This is a genomic window from Flavobacterium sp. TR2, assembly GCF_025252405.1.
In the GTDB taxonomy this organism is placed as follows: Bacteria; Bacteroidota; Bacteroidia; order Flavobacteriales; family Flavobacteriaceae; genus Flavobacterium.
The window spans coordinates 1391890-1410396 of sequence record NZ_CP104307.1 but is presented as its reverse complement, the minus strand read 5'-3'; the positions used below and the strand labels follow the sequence as shown (position 1 = coordinate 1410396).

Here is an 18507-nt window from a genome sequence, read left to right as displayed (position 1 = left end):
ATTTTTTGTTTAAAGCAAAATTACAGATTAATTTTTATTTCTTTCAAAATACTTAAATTTCACTTTGATTTATGCGAAAAAAGAGAAATTTTACTTTTAAAAGTACAAAAAGAAAAAAATAACCGCTTCTAATTTGTTTATTTACAACCTTATACGCGAATTTGTTATATTATTTTTGTTTAACAATAGAAAATACAAAAAAGTCACACAAATAAAGTTATATGTTATTTATGTGACAAAATTAAAGATTAATTCTTAGACAGAATTTTTTTTTCGGGATTTTATGATTTTTTCCTCAAAATCGTAAAGAATAACAGCATCCAAGCAATAATTAATAAGAAACCACCCAAAGGTGTTGCGAATACGATAATTTTAGATTCGAAAAGTGTGTAGTCTTTTGTTGCCAATAAATAGATTGAACCGCTGAAAAGCAGAACACCTGCAACTACTAAATTGTAGATCGTTTTTAAGGTCTTTTCTGCAATATCTTTTTGCGTCGATAAAAAAAGAAGAAATAGAGCGTGATACATTTGATAACGAACACCAACTTCAAAAGTATTTAATTGATCAACCGAAAGATATTTTTTTAATAAATGAGCACCAAAAGCACCCAAAATAATAGCCAGCATACCAATAAAAGCTCCCGTTAGAACGATTCTTCTTTTCATAATGTATTCTCTTTTGAAATTTGAAACAAAAATACTTCAAACGAACCGAAAAATCGCTTTACTTTTTAGATTATTTAGAACAAAATCAAATTATTTTTCGGGTTTTGCGAAAAAAATAATTTAATTTTCTTTAATTTGAATTGTTATATTTATAACATTTAAATATATTTGTGTTAAATATTTAAGACATGAGAAACATTTTAATATTTGGAGCAGGAAGATCTGCATCTTCTTTGATCCGTTATTTATTATCAAAATCTAATGAGGAAAAACTGCATTTAACTGTAGCTGATCTTTCGTTGAATCTTGCAAAAGCAAAAACACAAGATCATCCAAATGCCACTCCGCTTGCCTTAGATATTTTTAATGCTGACGAAAGAAAAAAAGCCATTGCAAATGCGTCGATAGTAATTTCTATGCTTCCCGCGCATCTGCATATCGAAATTGCAAAAGATTGTCTTGAATTTAAAAAACATCTCGTTACAGCCTCTTACATCAGTGATGCAATGCAGGCATTGAATGCAGAAGCAGTAAAAAACAATCTGATTTTTATGAACGAAATTGGTCTTGATCCAGGCATCGACCACATGAGTGCCATGAAAGTCATTGACGAAATCAGGTCAAAAGGCGGAAAAATGCTTTTGTTTGAGTCTTTTTGCGGCGGATTAGTAGCTCCTGAATCTGACAATAATTTATGGAATTACAAATTTACTTGGGCACCACGAAATGTAGTTTTGGCCGGGCAAGGCGGCGCTGCAAAATTTATTCAGGAAGGCACTTACAAATACATTCCGTACAGCGCTTTATTTCGCAGAACCGAATTCTTAGAAGTAGAAGGCTACGGAAAGTTTGAGGCGTATTCTAATCGTGATTCTCTTAAATATCGTTCAGTGTATGGTTTAGATGATGTTCTTACCTTATATAGAGGCACAATAAGAAGAGTTGGCTTTTCGAGAGCATGGAATATGTTTGTACAGCTCGGAATGACTGATGACAGTTACATTATCGAGGGCTCTGAAGACATGAGCTATCGCCAGTTTATCAATTCTTTCCTTCCGTATCATCCAACCGATTCTGCTGAAATCAAAACCCGACTGCTTTTAAAAATTGATCAAGACGATATTATGTGGGATAAGCTTTTGGAACTGGATTTATTTAACCCAAACAAAAAGGTAAATCTGCCAAACGCTACTCCAGCACAAATTTTAGAAAAAATCTTGACCGATAGCTGGGCTCTAGAACCAGATGACAAAGATATGATTGTAATGTATCACAAGTTTGGCTATGAATTGAACGGAGAAAAGAAACAGATCGATTCTAAAATGGTTTGCATTGGCGAAGACCAAACTTATACAGCTATGGCAAAAACAGTCGGACTTCCGGTCGCGATTGCTACTTTATTAATCTTAAATGGAAAAATCACCACTCCAGGCGTTCAGCTTCCAATTAAAAAAGAAGTCTACGAGCCTATTTTAAAAGAGTTAGAAGAGTACGGGGTCATTTTTAACGAACAGAATGTACCTTATTTTGGATACAATCCAGACTTGTTTTAGTCTGGGTCTGCATGTTTTTAGAATTTTTTTTAATTAGTTTTTAATTTTATCCGCTTCTCCCATCAAGAAGCGGATTTTTTTTTCTTTTGAGGTGCAAAGATGCAAACTCAAAGGGACAAAGGTTTCTGCGCAAATTCAATCTTTGTCAAAGTTTAAAACTTTGACAAAGAAAAAAGCTTAGAAACTAAGCATCTTAGAAGCTTAGAAGAAAAAAACTTTACTTATCACTTTTAAGCGTAATTGGTAAGCTGTACAGCACTCTCACGGGTTTTCCGTTTTCTGTGGCTGGAATCCATTTTGGCGAAAGTTTTAAAACTCTTATTGCTTCATCTGCGGCTCCATATCCTAAATCTTTCACTACGTTAAACTCTGAAAGGCTTCCATCTTTTTCGACCATAAACTCAATAAAAAGCTTCCCTTCTATTTTCTGTTTAGAAAATTCTTCTGGCATCTTAAAATTCTGGCCAACAAACATATAGAACTTTTCTATTCCGCCAGGAAACTGCGGTTCTTTTGTATTAGCAGATACGTAATTAATAGGATTGCCGTTTTGGCCTCTCAAATTAGCATTTGGCTGCGATGCTGCCTCTGCATTAAAAGCAAATAATAACAAACTGCAAATCGCTTCAACAATAAATACTTTGCCAATTTCTTTTGCAATAGATTCTTTTTTTGTCATCATAAGTAAACGTTTTTTGGTTATTGAATAATTGATATTGCTTGCCAATGCAACTGTATGTTGGTTTGATGCAAAATCCAACAGCAAATTCTGGTAGTTTTTTATTTCTCCAAATTGCTTATTTACTGCTTCATCTGCCAAAAATTCGTGATTGAGTTTTATAGCTTTTTCGAACAAAACAAATAAAGGATTAAACCAAAATAGGATTTGCAGCACCTCAGCAAAAAGTATATCCAAAGTATGTTTTTGCTGTAAATGCGCTTTTTCATGAGCGATTAATTCAGAAGGAATTCTTCCGTTTGCAAAATCTTCTTTAGAGATAAAAATAGCATTCCAGAAAGAGTGCGGTAAAATTGTTTCTTTCATTAAAACAAATTTTTGATCTTCTACAAATGCTACCGAATTCTTTTTCATTTTCAAGAAAAAAGAAGATACATTTAAAATAAATCGAATGAGTAAAATTGCCGCAATAAGAACATAAACTGTGGCTAAAAAGAAAAACAAAATCTCATAATATGAAACTTCATTTAAGATTGATTCATTAGTCACAATCATAATTTCATCTAATTGAATCGTTTTAATTTTTGCCGGAAAAAGCGGCGCAATAGAAAACAATTGCAGCGGAATTAGTAAACTAAAAACAATACTTCCGAGAAGATACGCGCGGTTAAAACGAAACATTCTTTCGTTTTCCAACAGCAATTTATATACTGCATAAAAAACAGCCAGCAGTAACCCTGATTTTAAAAGATACGCTATCATTTTTTCTTTTTTTGAATTTCTGAATCGATTATTTTCTTAAGATCTTCCAATTCTGAAGCCGACAAGTTAGTTTCGGTCGTAAAAAAAGAAGCAAACTGTGAAGCCGAATTATTAAAAAAATTGCTGATAAGCCCTTTTACGTGCTTAGAAAAATAATCTGTTTTTTTTACCAAAGGGTAATATTCCCTTGAATTTCCGAATTCGTTGTACGCTACAAATTTCTTGTCGATCATGCGTTTCAAAAGTGTCGCAACAGTTGTTGTTGCTGGTTTTGGCTCCGAATACGCTTCGAGCAAATCTTTCATAAAAGCTCTTTCAAGCTTCCATAAATGCTCCATTAACTGTTCTTCTGCGTTTGATAATTGTGTCATTGCTTAGTGTTTTCAAGTTTTTCTGTTTCAGCTAATTCCTTTTTATATTCCTCCAAATTCCATTCGATGTTCAATTTGACTGCATATTCAGCCATAGTCCCCAATCCTACTTCCGCACGTCTTTTATCGACATTATCTGGATCTATCATCGGCGCTATGCAAATTTTATTGGTCTTTTTGTTCTTCGAACTCTGACTGCCATAAATTTGTTTTTTTCCTTCCCTCAAAGCCACCCTATCTTCCAAATACGCAAGATTTGCTGGACTTGCATTGCCATTTTTAGCGGCCTCTCGCATCATAGGCAAATATTTTTGCTGATACTTTAAATCGGCATGCTGAATCACCAGAAACAAAGTCTGATTTCCTTGCGTACCTACTACATTTTTTCCTAGCCAGCCTCTTTCGTCCAGTATTTTCATAATCTTAATGAGATTGATACTGTCTTTTCTTTGCATAATTTTACCAATGCTGTCTATCTTCTTTTTATCAGGTTTTGAGGCTCTATAAACATTCATGAATTCCCCTCTAATCTCTTGATCATCGGTATAAATTGCTGCAAGTTCTTTCTCCAGCACCTTATCATAATTTGCTCCAATAATATCTAATTTCTTCTGCAGTTTTTCAATTGTTTTATTCCATTCTTTTTCTGAGTGCAAAGGCTTCAAATCGTTGTCAATTTTTATATGAGCAATATTTTCGTAACCGTTATCGATAGACAGATTCAGCCATTTAAATGCTTTTTTATTCATTTTTGCCATAGATGCAGAACAGCCAGCATCATATAAATCTCGGTAATCTTTCTGTTCAATTTTAAAAGCTTTTTCATAATACGAAACAGACAATTCATAATTTTTTGCCGTATAGCAAGAGTCTGCTTTACGAACCCATTCTTTATAGGTTTGCGCTTGCAGAAAAAAACAGTTCATTACAATAAAACTGAAAGCAATTATTTTTTTCATAGTTTTAGGTTGGTTACTTTATTTAATAGTATGTTCTGAGATTAATTCGCCTTTGTCGTAATTTTTGATATTTTTCAGCTTTCCATTTTCTAAAAAGAATTTCCATTCGCCATAATAAAACCAATGCGACTGAATCGAATCAGTTTCAAATTTAGTTTTTCCTTTCGATTCTAATTTTCCGTTTTCGTAATAGCTTTTTACAATACAGATTCCGTTTTTATATTTTTCTGTTTTATAGATTTTTCCATTAATATACATTTTCCACTTTTTTACCGGAAGATCATTTTTATAATATTCATACGACTTGTAATTGGTTCCGTCTTGCGAATATGCATCGATCCAAACGCCTTCTTTTTTCTTATCGATCTTCTGATTAATCGGTTTGCTCTTGCAGTTTAAAAGCATTGATCCGCAAAACAATAACAAAAAAAGGTTTTTTAAATTCATTTGCTCTACAATTATAGATTTATTTCTACAAATGTAGAGTTAAATTTTAAATATGCAAGAAAAAGCGTTCTTTTTTTTGATGTAAAGGTTCAGAGGTACAAAGTGACAAAGGTTTTTCTTTTGAATCTTAAAACATGGTGAACAAAAAAATCCGCTCATATCTGAACGGATTTGTATCTGAATTAACTTTGTCAAAGTTTAAAACTTTGGTAAAGTATCAAAAAATCTTTGCGTCTTTGCGAGTAAAACACAACAAAACTTAGTGTCTTAGCGCCTTCGTGGCAAAACACCTTATTTGCTTAATTCCACAAAATACTTGTAAAACAAAGGAATAGTCTCAATACCTTTCAAGTAATTAAAAATTCCGAAATGTTCATTTGGCGAGTGAATCGCATCGCTGTCCAAACCAAATCCCATTAGGATGGTTTTGCTTTTTAATTCTTTTTCGAACAAAGCTACAATCGGAATACTTCCTCCAGAACGAACCGGAATTGCAGGAACTCCAAACGTTTCTGTATATGCTTTATTGGCAGCCTGATAACCAATACTGTCAATTGGCGTTACATAACCTTGACCACCGTGGTGAGGCGTAACTTTTACCGTAACTCCAGCTGGAGCAAGGCTTGTAAAATGTTTGGTGAAAAGTTCTGTAATCTCTTCCCATTCCTGATTTGGAACCAAACGCATCGAAATTTTAGCGAAAGCTTTGCTCGCAATAACCGTTTTAGCACCTTCGCCAGTATAACCGCCCCAGATTCCGTTTACGTCTAAAGTCGGACGGATGGAGTTGCGCTCGTTGGTCACATATCCTTTTTCGCCGTAAACATCAGCAATATTCAAAGCATTTTTATATTTTTCTAAGCTGAAAGGCGCTTTTGCCATTTCTGCTCTTTCTTCTGCAGATAATTCTTCTACTTTATCATAAAATCCCGGAATTGTAATATGATTGTTTTCGTCGTGAAGTGAAGCAATCATTTTAGCCAAAATATTAATTGGATTCGCCACAGCTCCTCCGTATAAACCTGAATGCAAATCGCGATTTGGGCCTGTAACCTCTACCTCAACATAGCTCAAACCTCTTAAACCTGTTGTGATAGATGGCTGCTGGTTTGAAATCATTCCTGTATCTGAAATCAAGATCACGTCGTTTTTCAGTTTTTCCTGATTGCGCTCTACGAACCAAGCCAAACTTGCCGAACCAACTTCTTCTTCACCTTCAATCATGAATTTTACATTACAAGGCAACGTATTGCTTTGCACCATTAATTCAAGCGCTTTTACGTGCATATACATCTGACCTTTGTCGTCACACGCTCCACGCGCGAAGATAGCTCCTTCTGGGTGAATCTCTGTTGTTTTAATAACGGGTTCAAAAGGTGGCGAAGTCCATAATTCTAATGGATCTGGCGGCTGTACGTCGTAGTGGCCGTAAACTAAAACCGTTGGAAGATTTGGATCTATAATTTTTTCTCCGTAGATAATTGGGTAACCTGGAGTGTCGCAAGTTTCGACATAATCGCACCCTGCTTTTGATAAACTTTCTTTTACAGCCTCTGCTGTGTCAATAACATCTTGAGAATATGCAGTGTCGGCACTAACCGACGGAATCTTTAATAATTCGATCAATTCGTTGATAAACCGATCTTTATGTTGTTGAACGTAGGACTTAATATTTTCCATTTAAATTATTTTTATAGAAATCCAAAAGTACAAAAAAGAGAATTAAAAAAAATTTTCAAAAAATGCTTTGATAATTCAAAAGTATGCCTATCTTTGCACCCACAATTACCGCGGATATGGCGAAATTGGTAGACGTGCCAGACTTAGGATCTGGTGCCGCAAGGCGTGTAGGTTCGAGTCCTATTATCCGCACTTAACAAAAGCTTCTGAAGATTTTTCAGAAGCTTTTTTGTTTTTCAAGCTTACTAATGATTTCTTAAAGAATTACAATAAGCTAACTTCTTTTTACTACTCTGAAAAATATTTTATCGCATTACTTACATTATTAACAATATGACTTTTTAAGAAAAATACAGAACCAACAAGAGGTTTTAACAGAAATGCTAATTATAGTCTGTAGCGCAAACTGTATACTAAAATTAGCTTTGTGAAGACTTTAGTTAGCAATGATTTCAAAACACAACATATTAAATATTTTTGGAGAGAACGTTAGAAAACATAGACGGCATCTCAATATTTCCCAAGAAGAGCTGGCACACCGTGCGGACCTTCACAGAACATATATCGGCATGATTGAACGAGCAGAAAAAAATATCACGCTCATTAATATGGAAAAAATTGCTAACGCTTTACGGGTCAACATTGAAGATCTTTTAAAAATCAGCAATAATGGAAATAACAATTGAAGCATTTAATGAATTACTTAACAACAAATATATAATTGTTGAAGGCTTTAGAAACCATTCAAAAGCATCTGAAAAATATATTGACGTAACTATTGTACAAAACGATGGTTATTCTTGGAAAGGCTCAATTCCTTATTTTTATAGAAGAACAGGTTTATTTATTGAAACTCCTGAAGATTTAATTGATTATCTAAACACCATTTATCCTTTTTTTTCAAAAAAAGCAATTGATGATTTTGTTGCAACTGAAAAGAAAAGATGGAATGATGAAATGAGCGGTAAAGAAACTACAAAAGGTTTTTTTGACCAACTTCTAAATCTCGAATGGAATAGCGTACAACATGATTTACCACTTAATAGAAATTTTGCACGTAGAATTCAAGATATAAAAGAATTCGGATACACTCTAGCTACTAACACAAGAAGAATTGTTAAGGATAAGTCCGAAACTGATACACACATTCAGTTGATTCCTTTACCAAAAGGAGGCGTAAGAGGCTATGAAGTCATGTCGCCTACCTTTAAAGCAAAAGCAATAGTTGCATTGAAAGCAGTAAATGTTTATGAATTAAGCTCTGCCAACAAAAATGGCTTATTACCTGACCATAAATTTCCTGAAATTCGATGGGACGAAGCAACAAGAGCTGAAAATCCAGATGAGATGTCTGAAATTGAAATAAAAGAAAAATTTCAACTTATAGACAACCAAAGAAACCAGCAAAAGAGAGAAGTTTGTAGAAAATGCTTTCAAACAGGACAAAGAGGAAAACTATATGGGATAAATTTTTATTACCACGGCAATGAGAATTGGTCTGCTGAATTTCCTCGTGTCGGAAAAGATGCAGAAAAAGGATGTATTGGCTGTGGCTGGTATGACATTCAAAAATGGAGAGATTGTTTAAATGAATTTATGAGCAAAAACACTAAAGAAATCCATACTCTATAATTATCATTAAGTATCTTTGCAAAAAGAGAAAAAATAAATAGCGATGAAAAAAAAATTAACTTTTGGCAGCGTTTGCTCAGGCATCGAAGCTTCTCAATTAGCTTTTTCTCCTTTTGGATATCAGCAATTGTGGAGTTCCGAAATTGCGGAATTTCCATCAAAAGTTTTAAATCATCACTACCCTAATATTCCCAATTTAGGGAATATGACCGAGCTTCCTGAAATGATATTGCAAGGAAAAGTACAAGCACCAGATCTATTTTGCGGCGGCACACCATGCCAAGCTTTTTCACTTGCAGGCTGGAAAAATGGCTTAGAAGACAAAAGAGGACAACTTACTATTACATTTATTGAAATTGCTAATGCAATTGATGAAATAAGAAAAAAGGAAAAAAAAGATCGCTCTATAGTTCTTTGGGAGAACGTAGAAGGGGTTTTAAACGATAAGACAAATGCATTTGGGAATTTTATTGCAGGACTTGCTGGCTTTGATGATGAAATTAAAGTTAATAAATGGACCAAATCAGGTTATTTAGAAGGAAAAAGCAGAAATGTTGCTTGGAGAGTTATTGACGCGAAATATTTCGGCTTACCGCAGCAAAGAAAACGATTATATGTGCTTGCAGGCGGCAAAGACTTTAGACCTGACCAAGTTTTATTTGAATTTGACACTCAAAATATTGTAAAGGAAATTAAAGCTAATAAACAAGAAAAATCAAACGAAAATGTTTTTAATTTATTCTCTGAAAGCAATCCAAAAAAAGAAAAACTTGTTGAAAATGTATTTTACAAAAACAACAATAAGTTTGAATTTTTCAGAGAATATACAGACTGTCTTTATGCCGCATATGGTACAAAATGGAATGGCAACGCAGCCGCATATAATGGCTCTTTATATATCGCACAAGAAGACAGAATTAGAAGACTTACACCTTTAGAATGTGAGAGATTAATGGGGTTTCCTGACAATTACACTTCAGTAAATGGCAATAGCAACACAAATCGTTATCAAGCAATTGGAAACTCTTGGGCTATACCAGTTATAAAATGGATAGGCAGTCAAATAAACAACTTTTTAAACCAAAAATCAAATCAAGAAATAACTTGTTGGTACAAATCAACCAAAAAGGCATTTAATAATTTAGATGCAGACCTATTTCTTCTTGAAAATGTGATTTCAATAAATCAAAAACTATATCTAAACAGCTCGGCAATTCCAAATACTCCTATTGAAAGCTCAATTAAAGACATTATTCAAGTTGATAATGTTCCCGAAAAATTTTATTTAAGCCCTCAAGCTTGCAAAGGAATTTTAAGACGCAAAGCCGAAAGAAACATTAAAATGAACATCCAACTTGAAAAATTAATGACTGAAATTAGCTTGTCAGAAAAAACATTAAAACAGGCATAAGAACCCTAACCGATAATGGGTTTATAATTAATTTGAAATGCGTTTTTACCATTAAATTTAAACCGTTCAAAAAATTCGTTTTTTCTTTCACTGACTTCATAATAGCATCGAAATCTGAAATACAAATTAAAGAGAATTAAATTACACGCAAAACATTACAAATCAAAAACTTACTCAGACCTTCCTCCTTTTTAAACATAAAAAAACCTCCAGCGAAAGCCGGAGGCAAATCAAATTATGCTCATTTATCTAAATGAACTTATATCTCTTATATGGTTTAAAAATTTTAGTTGTTTAATAGTTCCAAAACTTTGTCGACGTTAATCTCACTATAATCATTAATATAAAAATCGCATGGCGGAAGCTCTTCTTTTGTATGCGTGCTCAAAACACCTACGACTTTCATTCCGGCGCTTAACCCTGCTGTAATGCCTGAAAAAGAATCTTCGAAAACCACACAATCAGACGGAGAAACTCCAACTCGTTCTGCCGATTTTAGATATACTTCTGGATTTGGCTTATGAAATGTAACGTCTTCTGATGACATCATCGAATCCATTTTTTCTCCTAGTTTTAGGGAATTGACAATTAAATCCAAATTCGCGCGAGGCGCAGATGTAGCAACAGCCGTTTTAAACCCGCAAGATTTTAATTCGTTTAAAAAGTCCATATAATGCGGAATCGTTTCGACTTTGTCTTTATAGATCTCACGGAACATTCCTTCTTTTTCGTCTTCTAATTTTATCAGTTCCTCTCCCGCAATCGGACGTTTGAAAAAATGTGTCATGATATAACTATTGTGTTTTCCGTACATATGCTCTTCGAAGTCTTCTTGCGTGTACGGAATATTGTATTTTTTAAAAAACTCCTCAAAAGCGACTACATGATGCGGATTGGTGTGGCAAATCACGCCGTCCATATCAAAAATTACACATTGCTGGCTCATAATTTTATTATTGTTTTACAGCTCGCAAGATACTGATAAGTGTTGTGTACCGCAAAGTTTAATTGACCTCCTCCGAAACTATCAGAAGAAAATATTTCTATTGAACTTCTGCATTTATTATTTTCGAGATATTTTACGAATGTTAATGCCATTTGCTCTGTTTTCTATAAATACGAGGTCTTCATTTTTATCAAATTCTATTCTGCCAATTCCATTGATTAAAGCATCTTTAATAGGACCATCTTTATAACCTCTTTCATTTCCAAACATAGTAGTTCCTTTTCCGTCTGGTGTAATTTGCAAAATATTGTTTTCTTCGGTTGACACATAAATATTGTCATTTTTGTCAATAGCAATACCTTGCGCATCTTCTAAATTAGTATAGATTTCATCTACCCCATCTTTTTTTACAGTAACCGTAAGTGTTGTCACTACTCCATCGGGTGTTACTTTTCGAATTCCTTTGGCGCCCATATTTTCTTTCACATACAAAACACCTTTACTATCCATAGCCATAAACGCCGCAGAGCTGAATCGAGCCTCTTTTCCTTTACCATCACGCGCGCCTGAAGCATCAATAGGATCACCTGCCAAAAGGGTTAGCACTCCTGCAGGGGTACGTTTTAATATTCCTGGACCTGTAGAAAGATACATATTGTCATTTTTATCAATAAAAATTCCCATCGTACCATAACCAATATCAGATTTTTTTAAAAATGTACTCACAACACCTTTTGGAGTTATTTTTCGTACGGCTCCATCATTATTCCCCATAACATAAACATTGCCTTGAGAATCTGTTGAAAGGGCAGAAATTGTTGTAAAAGAAGCCGTCTCGCCTACACCGTCTGAATCTTCATATTTGCCAGAACCGGCAAAAGTAGTCACTATACCATTTTTATCTGTTTTTTTAATGATTCGAGATTCAAAACTCGCAACATAAATGTTACCGTTTGCATCCATAGTTAATGCCGAAGGAAACTGCATGGTAGCAAAAACATTTGTTGCAATTGTGCTGACTGTTCCGTATGTGGTATAATTACTTCCTTCTGAGTCACTCGAACAGGAAACACCTGCAACAGCCAATAAAAGTAAGATCATTTTTTTCATAGGTTCTTAAGATTTTGGATTTGATTTTGAATTAGTTAAAACAAAACTAATAGAATAATCTTTCAAAAAACATTAATTCCAATAAAAAACTACAATTTAACTTTTTTACCCAATCCAAATTTTACTTTTAACCAACGTCATTGTCTGTCTCAAATGCTGATTGCACGCAATTAGAACAATCAAAACCAAAAGACCATACCCTACAATGGTATAAATTTCCATATCGGCCAGTAAAGTCGATTGTTTAGCAATGCTTCCAAAAATCTTTTTCATAGCTAAAACATTGGCATTATCTACAGAATAGCCTTTGGCGACAAAACTCTGTGCTGTGCTGGCGATGTTTTGCTGCGCTTCTGGATTTTCGCCAGTTACAAATTGGCTGAGTTTTAAAAAGTGTTTTTTGTTTAAAAATACGGTTGCATTCTGCATCACGCAAAAACCAATCGTGCTCCCCCAAAAACGACCAGAAACACCGACAATTCCCGAAGAAACCGCCATATTTGCAGGAACCGAAGAGGTGGTAAAGAGAATTAACGGAACAAATAACAATCCAACTCCGATACCCTGCAAAAAGTACGGAACAATAATATCTGATAAAGCCACATCGGGCACAAAAAGAAACGTAAACCAAAAATGATATAAAGCAATTAGCGAAAAGCCAATTAGAAAAATGATTTTTGTCGAAAGCGATTTCATTAGGAAGTAAGCAGCCAAAATTAGTCCAATTACATTTCCGAGTCCGTTAATGTACTGCACGCCCGCAACTCTAGACGGATCCCAGTTCCAAATCGAATACATCGCCGAATGGCAAAGACTCAAAGTTGCTCTGCTGATGTAAAACAGGAAGAACAATAGAAATCCGATTCTCAGATTAGCGTATTTAAAGACTTCAAAATCAAAAGTGGGTCTTTTGACCAAAAGTTCTTTAAAGATGAACAAACCTCCCGTAACGAGCGCTAGAATAAGCATTAAAACCATTTGAGAAGACTCGAACCAATATTTTTTCTCGGCATACACAAAAAAGTAGGCACCGCAAAGAATAGCTGTTAAAACCAAAAAATAGCTCACCCAGTCGATTTGATACAACGGAATCTTCTTTGTGATTCGGTGCCCACGAAAAGTAACCAAGATTAAAAAGACATTTAAAACTTGCAGTCCGCCTGAAACATAAAGCATATATTTCCAGTCGTAATGATCCAGAAACCAAACTGCAATATTCATAATAAAAGGCGTTGACAGCAGTAACGAACCGTAATAAAAGGAAAAACCAATTATAATGGCGTTTTTAGAATCAAACTGCTCAATAAGCAATTGTCTTATGGTAATGGCAGGAAGCGCCATTAAGATTCCTTCGGCAACTCTCAACAGCAAGAAAACCGCAAAATTATCGACATAACCTGACGCCACAATCGTAACTCCAATTAAGGAATAAACACCCATAAGGTAATTTTTGGCGGGAAAAAAACTCGAAAAACGGCTTTCTATGAGAATCGTTGCCAGCAGAGTTCCGTACGTTACGCACATCGCATACTGCAAATCTTCGGGCTCAATGTCCAGAAAACTTGCCGCGTACGTTACATTTGACGTATAAACCCCCAATAAAATCATGGAATGCAGCAGACAGACAAACAAAATTGTAATGGTTGCCCATTTTGGAACCCATGATTTAAAAATACTTTTATCTTCCATTTTAGTGTGCTGCGATCACAGTAATATTCATTCCCGCTCTCAAAAAGTCGGCTTGCCTGTCGCTATCTTTTAACTGAATTCTAACTGGGATTCTTTGTTCGATTTTCACAAAGTTACCCGTTGCATTGTCAGGAGGAAGCAATGAGAATCTTGCCCCGCTCGCAGGAGAAAGAGAAGCAATTGTTCCCGTAAAAGTCTTATCGCTCAAAGCATCTGCTTTAATTTCGACATCTTGTCCAACGGTTAAATATTGCAATTGCGTTTCTTTGAAATTGGCCGTAATCCATTTTTCTTTGCTAACAATAGAAAGCAACGACTGACCTTCTTTTACCAATTGTCCTGGCTGTAAAGTTCGTTTTCCAACCCAGCCGTCATAAGGTGCTGTAATTATTGTGTATGAAAGAAATAAAGCTGCATTATCGGCAACAGCTTGTTTAGACGCGATATTTGTCTGCGTTGTCGGAACATTTGCTTCAGCAACAGAAGTGCTCAAAGCTGAAGTACGGATTCTGTTTTTCATCTCCTGAAAATGCGCCTGCGCTGATTCGTAATCTGCTTTCACTTTTTCTAATTGCTGAGACGTTGCCGCCTCTTCACTTACCAAAGCTTTGTATCTTTCGTATTCCAGTTTGGTTTTCCAAAGATTCGATTTTGAAGCCTCTAACTGCGCTTCGTTTATCGCTGTTGCACTTGCGGTGTTTATCGCATTTTTTTGAGCCACAACACTATTTTGCTGCGCGTTTTGAACATCGGCAAGAGCCACATTCAGTTTTGACTGATATTCTCTATTATCAATTACAACCAAAGTATCACCTTTATGCACAAACTGGTTTTCGTTGAAACGAACTTCCTGCACATAACCCGTAATTCTCGACATAATTGGCGTTACATACTGCTCCACCTGAGCGTCATTGGTCTCTTCGTGATTTCGGTTAAATACGTAAAACCAAATTCCCAAAATAACACCGCTTATCACAAGCGTACACGCAATAATCGTTATTAGTATATGAAACGTTTTGTTTCTTCTAGTTTCATTTTTAATCTTAACCATCTCTTTTCTAATCTCTTTAACTTAGTTCTTTCTAAAAATCTTTTTCTTCAAGTATCTTTCTTCTAGCTTCTTCCTTCTAGCTTCTTTCTTCTAGCTTCTTTCTTCTAGCTTCTTTCTTCTAGCTTCTTTCTTCTTAAGGCTTCAGCCTAATCTCTCACCACCTAACTTTGAGGAAGCATTCCCGCTGTATGAAGCAGTTCGTAATGTTTTAAAACCGCATCCAGTCGGGTAGAAATTTTGTTGTATTTAGCTTGAAGCAAAGCATTATCTGCATCGACCATTTCGGTAATTAAAACCAACTGATTTAAATATTTGAGTTTTACGATTCGGTAATTTTCATTGGCCAAATCCAACGCTTTGTCAACAACTACAAACTTTTCAAGGATTTCCTGATACTGAGTATGTTCTTTATACAACTTGTCCTGAATTTCTTCTTTTACAATTTCATTCTGCATTTCCTGCCATTTGATTTTGGTATTCGCCTGTTCCATTTTGGTCTTATTTTTATACAAAGACGAAAGGTCAAAAGTAGCTTCAATTCCGACTTGCCCTAAGGTGTACAAATACGGATTTGGCGGAAAGAATTTATAGTTTGGATAATAAAAACCGTAATTCCCAAAGAAATGAACACTTGGCAGATAATTTCCTTTAACCAACTTAAGTTCCGTTTTGCTGATGTTTAATTCCTGGCTTGCAATACGCATTTCTTCATTCTGCAATGCTTTAGCCATATAAAAATCATACGGATCTAAACCGTTCATTTCGTCAAGACTTGACGTCGTATCGATCTCAATTTCTTGGTTTTCCGGAATTTGAATCAGCGTTTTCAGATCGTGAAGTGCGATTTTAATGTTTTTGGAGTTAGTTAACGCATTCAATTCGCGATCTGAAAGCTGTAATTCGGCACGAATAACCTCGTTTTTCGTAACCGTTCCATGTTTTTGAAGCGATTGGACTTCTTTCAGTCGGCTTTTTTCTTCTTTGATATTTTCTTCAAAAATCTTCTGAAGCTCCATCATTTTGTAAATCGCCAGATAATTGGCTACAACTTCAAGTTCGATATCATTTTCAGCCTTTTCGGTTTTTATTTTAGCGATTTCGTTTTCCTGATTCGCAATTTTGATGGCGTTATTAATTTTATTACCAGCATAAATTGGCATTTTAAAGGTAGAATTAACCTCATAAATTTCAGGAATTGCAGGTGTAACTTCTTTGTCTTTCAAAAATCCGCTTCCTTTGAATTCGGTAATGTTCGTTATTCGCGAATACATTCCGTTTAGCTGCACATCTGGCAGTCGGAGTTCTTTTCTTTCTTTAATGTTTTGCTCTGCGAGCGTGACCTCCAATTGAGATCTAAGAATTTTTTTATTGTTTTCTTTGGCCAGTTTCAAAGCCTCTTTTAATGAAACCGTATGAACTTCCTGCGCTTGTAAGCCATTGAATGCTAACATTATTAAGATTAACAGCAGGATTCTGGGAAAACAATCGTCTGTAGAATTTGTTGTTTTAAGGAACATGAATACATTAATATTTGATGCTGCAAAGTTCCTTCATTTTTCTCGTGACTGATAATTCTAAAAAGCCAACAACATATTCATTTCGGACAAACGTTAAAATTTCATTTTCCGAAAACGTTATATTAAAATATTGAAAAACAATTTATTACAAAACAGATTTGTATTATGATTATTTTTTAAATTCTCTCGTAGATTTCGCAGATTGTGCAGATTTTTACTTTAATACACTAATTACCTGCTCAATCTGTGAGAAAATAGATTATCTTCTTTCCAAAATCTCTTCGCCATTTAGATAATCAGAAGGCCGTTGGCCTAAAATCTTGAAGAATGTGTTACTGAAAGTCGGTACGCTATTATAACCAACTTCTTCGGCTACCTCTTTTACCGAAAGTTTTCTTTCCAACAAAAGTTCAATTGCTTTTAAGATTCTTCTAATGGTATAATATTGAATAAAAGACATATTGAGATCTTTTTGAAACAAGCGATACAGGGAGCGTTCGCTGAAACCGAATTGATGCGCAACATTGGCAAATAGAATTGTTTCTCCAAGATTGTTTTCAATATGGCGCAGAATTTTACCGAGACGTTTGTCTTTGGGCTGCGGCAGTTCTAAAGGCAAATTATTGGTGCAAATTTGAGGCAGTATCGCTTTTATCGCTTTGGCAATGGCAAAATTTGGAGTCCCCTTTTTAAGATCACCATTCCATCGATTGGTAAAAAGCATCATTTGCAGGAGTAAATTATTGACAGGATAAATCCCTTCTGCTTTATAAAAGTCGTCTTCGTCTTTTTCAACCGGAAAATACAAATTTCGCATCGTCACGCTTTCCGATTTCGGCTCAATGCTGTGCTCCACGCCACTCGGAATCCAAATAAAGTGCCTTGCTGGCAAAAAGTAAGTCTTGGTTTCTGTGGTTACAAAAACAACATCACCTTCGGCGTATAAAAGCTGTGCTTTCTGGTGCCTGTGTGGCGGAATAAACAGCTCTCCCATCAAATCGTGGTGGCAATAAATGCTTTTTTTATCAGCATCTACTTTTTTGATGTAATATTTATCGAGTTTTTGACCAGAATGTTCCATAATATAAAGATAGGAAGAAATTTAACCGCAAAGCACGCAAGGTAAAAGCACAAAGTTCGCAAAGATTAAATAAAACCTTTGCGAACTTTGCGTAAAATCTTAGCGCCTTTGCGGTAAAATTTAAAAACAAAAAAGCCTTTCCGTTAAGAAAGGCTTTTAACAACTTAGGCGGTCTGGACGGGACTCGAACCCGCGACCCCATGCGTGACAGGCATGTATTCTAACCAACTGAACTACCAAACCCTGCGTTATTGCGAGTGCAAAAGTACAACAGATTTTCGTTTCTGCAAGCATTTTTTTAAAATAAAATTTGAAAAATTTTTAATTGATTAAATTCCAATATTTTAAAAATTGACAAGAATTTTAAAAAAGAAGAAGTTTCTTTCTTTTTAACAGAGAAGAGCAATAAGCTTTACGTTTTTTATTAAATATAACCCGTGGTTTCAGCCACGGGAACACAATATAATAGGTCTCCCGTGGTTGAAACCACGGACTATATTTTAATGTACGACGAAAAATCTTTTTGGAACTACTTACGGAGATTTGCTTCGCCTATTCCCTATCGCTCGAGTCTCCTTTGTCGAAATTGACAAACTGTTCATTGGAATCAGAATTTAAAAAACAAAAAAGCCCGCAAAGCTTAAAAAACTTTGCGGACTTTGCGTAAATCTTTGCGTGCTTTGCGGTTAAAATAATTGCAAAACCAAACAGTCTTAAATCAAAAAAGCCATCCACAAAAGTGGAAAGCTTTTCATTGGTCTAACTACTAAACCAGCTACGAGTTACAAAGTCGTAGCAAAACAACACAACTAATCTTAGATACCGTTTTTGGGCAAAAAAGCCTTTCTGTTAAGAAAGGCTTTTCCCAATATTGCGGTCTGGACGGGACTCGAACCCGCGACCCCATGCGTGACAGGCATGTATTCTAACCAACTGAACTACCAAACCTCT

At 35.1% G+C, this 18507-nt stretch carries 16 protein-coding genes and 3 tRNA genes; 5 read left to right on the top strand and 14 right to left on the bottom strand.

Annotated features, from left to right (window positions below; translation table 11 throughout):
• Positions 1 to 281 precede the first annotated feature (281 nt).
• Positions 282 to 668 carry a DUF423 domain-containing protein gene (locus N4T20_RS06525; RefSeq protein WP_260672267.1) on the bottom strand — a complete coding sequence of 129 codons (387 nt, stop codon included), beginning with the start codon at positions 666 to 668 and terminating at the stop codon, positions 282 to 284.
• Between the two features lie 188 nt (positions 669 to 856).
• Here N4T20_RS06525 and N4T20_RS06520 point away from each other — a divergent pair, with 188 nt between their 5' ends.
• Positions 857 to 2221, top strand: coding sequence for a saccharopine dehydrogenase family protein (locus N4T20_RS06520; protein WP_260672266.1), 1365 nt, complete (start codon positions 857 to 859; stop codon positions 2219 to 2221).
• A 217-nt stretch (positions 2222 to 2438) separates the two neighbouring features.
• Here the strand turns inward: N4T20_RS06520 and N4T20_RS06515 are convergent, their stop codons facing one another.
• The 5 genes from N4T20_RS06515 to N4T20_RS06495 form a co-directional block, all read right to left on the bottom strand.
• Entirely contained in the window at positions 2439 to 3662 is a 1224-nt protein-coding gene (locus tag N4T20_RS06515; protein ID WP_260672265.1) for a M56 family metallopeptidase, read from the bottom strand.
• Positions 3659 to 4033, bottom strand: coding sequence for a BlaI/MecI/CopY family transcriptional regulator (locus tag N4T20_RS06510; RefSeq protein WP_260672264.1), 375 nt, complete (start codon positions 4031 to 4033; stop codon positions 3659 to 3661). Before N4T20_RS06510 ends, N4T20_RS06515 begins: the two co-directional genes overlap by 4 nt.
• The gene (locus N4T20_RS06505; protein ID WP_260672263.1) at positions 4030 to 4992 is read right to left on the bottom strand and encodes a DUF6624 domain-containing protein; all 963 of its coding nucleotides are present in this window, start codon (positions 4990 to 4992) and stop codon (positions 4030 to 4032) included. The genes N4T20_RS06510 and N4T20_RS06505 overlap by 4 nt, the downstream gene beginning before the upstream one ends.
• Before the next feature lie 18 nt (positions 4993 to 5010).
• Positions 5011 to 5439, bottom strand: coding sequence for a hypothetical protein (locus tag N4T20_RS06500; protein WP_260672262.1), 429 nt, complete (start codon positions 5437 to 5439; stop codon positions 5011 to 5013).
• A gap of 291 nt (positions 5440 to 5730) precedes the next feature.
• Positions 5731 to 7119, bottom strand: coding sequence for a dipeptidase (locus N4T20_RS06495; RefSeq protein ID WP_260672261.1), 1389 nt, complete (start codon positions 7117 to 7119; stop codon positions 5731 to 5733).
• 110 nt (positions 7120 to 7229) lie between these two features.
• On the opposite strand from N4T20_RS06495, the gene N4T20_RS06490 reads away from it, so the two are divergent.
• The 4 genes from N4T20_RS06490 to N4T20_RS06475 all read left to right on the top strand — a co-directional run bounded on the left by N4T20_RS06490 (position 7230) and on the right by N4T20_RS06475 (position 10162).
• Positions 7230 to 7311, top strand: a tRNA-Leu gene (locus tag N4T20_RS06490).
• Positions 7312 to 7565: 254 nt separating this feature from the next.
• Positions 7566 to 7805: a helix-turn-helix domain-containing protein gene (locus N4T20_RS06485; protein ID WP_260672260.1), complete on the top strand. Its 240-nt coding sequence runs from the start codon at positions 7566 to 7568 to the stop codon at positions 7803 to 7805.
• Positions 7789 to 8751 (top strand): hypothetical protein, encoded by a 963-nt coding sequence (locus N4T20_RS06480; RefSeq protein ID WP_260672259.1) that lies wholly within the window; start codon positions 7789 to 7791, stop codon positions 8749 to 8751. Before N4T20_RS06485 ends, N4T20_RS06480 begins: the two co-directional genes overlap by 17 nt.
• Before the next feature lie 43 nt (positions 8752 to 8794).
• Positions 8795 to 10162 carry a DNA cytosine methyltransferase gene (locus N4T20_RS06475; protein WP_260672258.1) on the top strand — a complete coding sequence of 456 codons (1368 nt, stop codon included), beginning with the start codon at positions 8795 to 8797 and terminating at the stop codon, positions 10160 to 10162.
• A 286-nt stretch (positions 10163 to 10448) separates the two neighbouring features.
• Here N4T20_RS06475 and N4T20_RS06470 read toward each other — a convergent pair whose 3' ends face one another.
• The 8 genes from N4T20_RS06470 to N4T20_RS06435 form a co-directional block, all read right to left on the bottom strand.
• Positions 10449 to 11108 carry an HAD family hydrolase gene (locus N4T20_RS06470; RefSeq protein WP_260672257.1) on the bottom strand — a complete coding sequence of 220 codons (660 nt, stop codon included), beginning with the start codon at positions 11106 to 11108 and terminating at the stop codon, positions 10449 to 10451.
• Positions 11109 to 11225: 117 nt separating this feature from the next.
• Positions 11226 to 12218 carry a hypothetical protein gene (locus N4T20_RS06465; protein ID WP_260672256.1) on the bottom strand — a complete coding sequence of 331 codons (993 nt, stop codon included), beginning with the start codon at positions 12216 to 12218 and terminating at the stop codon, positions 11226 to 11228.
• A 105-nt stretch (positions 12219 to 12323) separates the two neighbouring features.
• Positions 12324 to 13907 (bottom strand): MFS transporter, encoded by a 1584-nt coding sequence (locus N4T20_RS06460; RefSeq protein WP_260672255.1) that lies wholly within the window; start codon positions 13905 to 13907, stop codon positions 12324 to 12326.
• Between the two features lies 1 nt (position 13908).
• Positions 13909 to 14958: an HlyD family secretion protein gene (locus N4T20_RS06455; RefSeq protein WP_260672254.1), complete on the bottom strand. Its 1050-nt coding sequence runs from the start codon at positions 14956 to 14958 to the stop codon at positions 13909 to 13911.
• A gap of 161 nt (positions 14959 to 15119) precedes the next feature.
• Positions 15120 to 16409 (bottom strand): TolC family protein, encoded by a 1290-nt coding sequence (locus N4T20_RS06450; protein WP_260672253.1) that lies wholly within the window; start codon positions 16407 to 16409, stop codon positions 15120 to 15122.
• A gap of 325 nt (positions 16410 to 16734) precedes the next feature.
• Entirely contained in the window at positions 16735 to 17556 is an 822-nt protein-coding gene (locus N4T20_RS06445; RefSeq protein ID WP_260672252.1) for an AraC family transcriptional regulator, read from the bottom strand.
• A 169-nt stretch (positions 17557 to 17725) separates the two neighbouring features.
• A tRNA-Asp gene (locus tag N4T20_RS06440) sits at positions 17726 to 17799 on the bottom strand.
• Between the two features lie 631 nt (positions 17800 to 18430).
• Positions 18431 to 18504: transfer RNA gene (locus N4T20_RS06435), tRNA-Asp, on the bottom strand.
• Between the last annotated feature and the right edge of the window lie 3 nt (positions 18505 to 18507).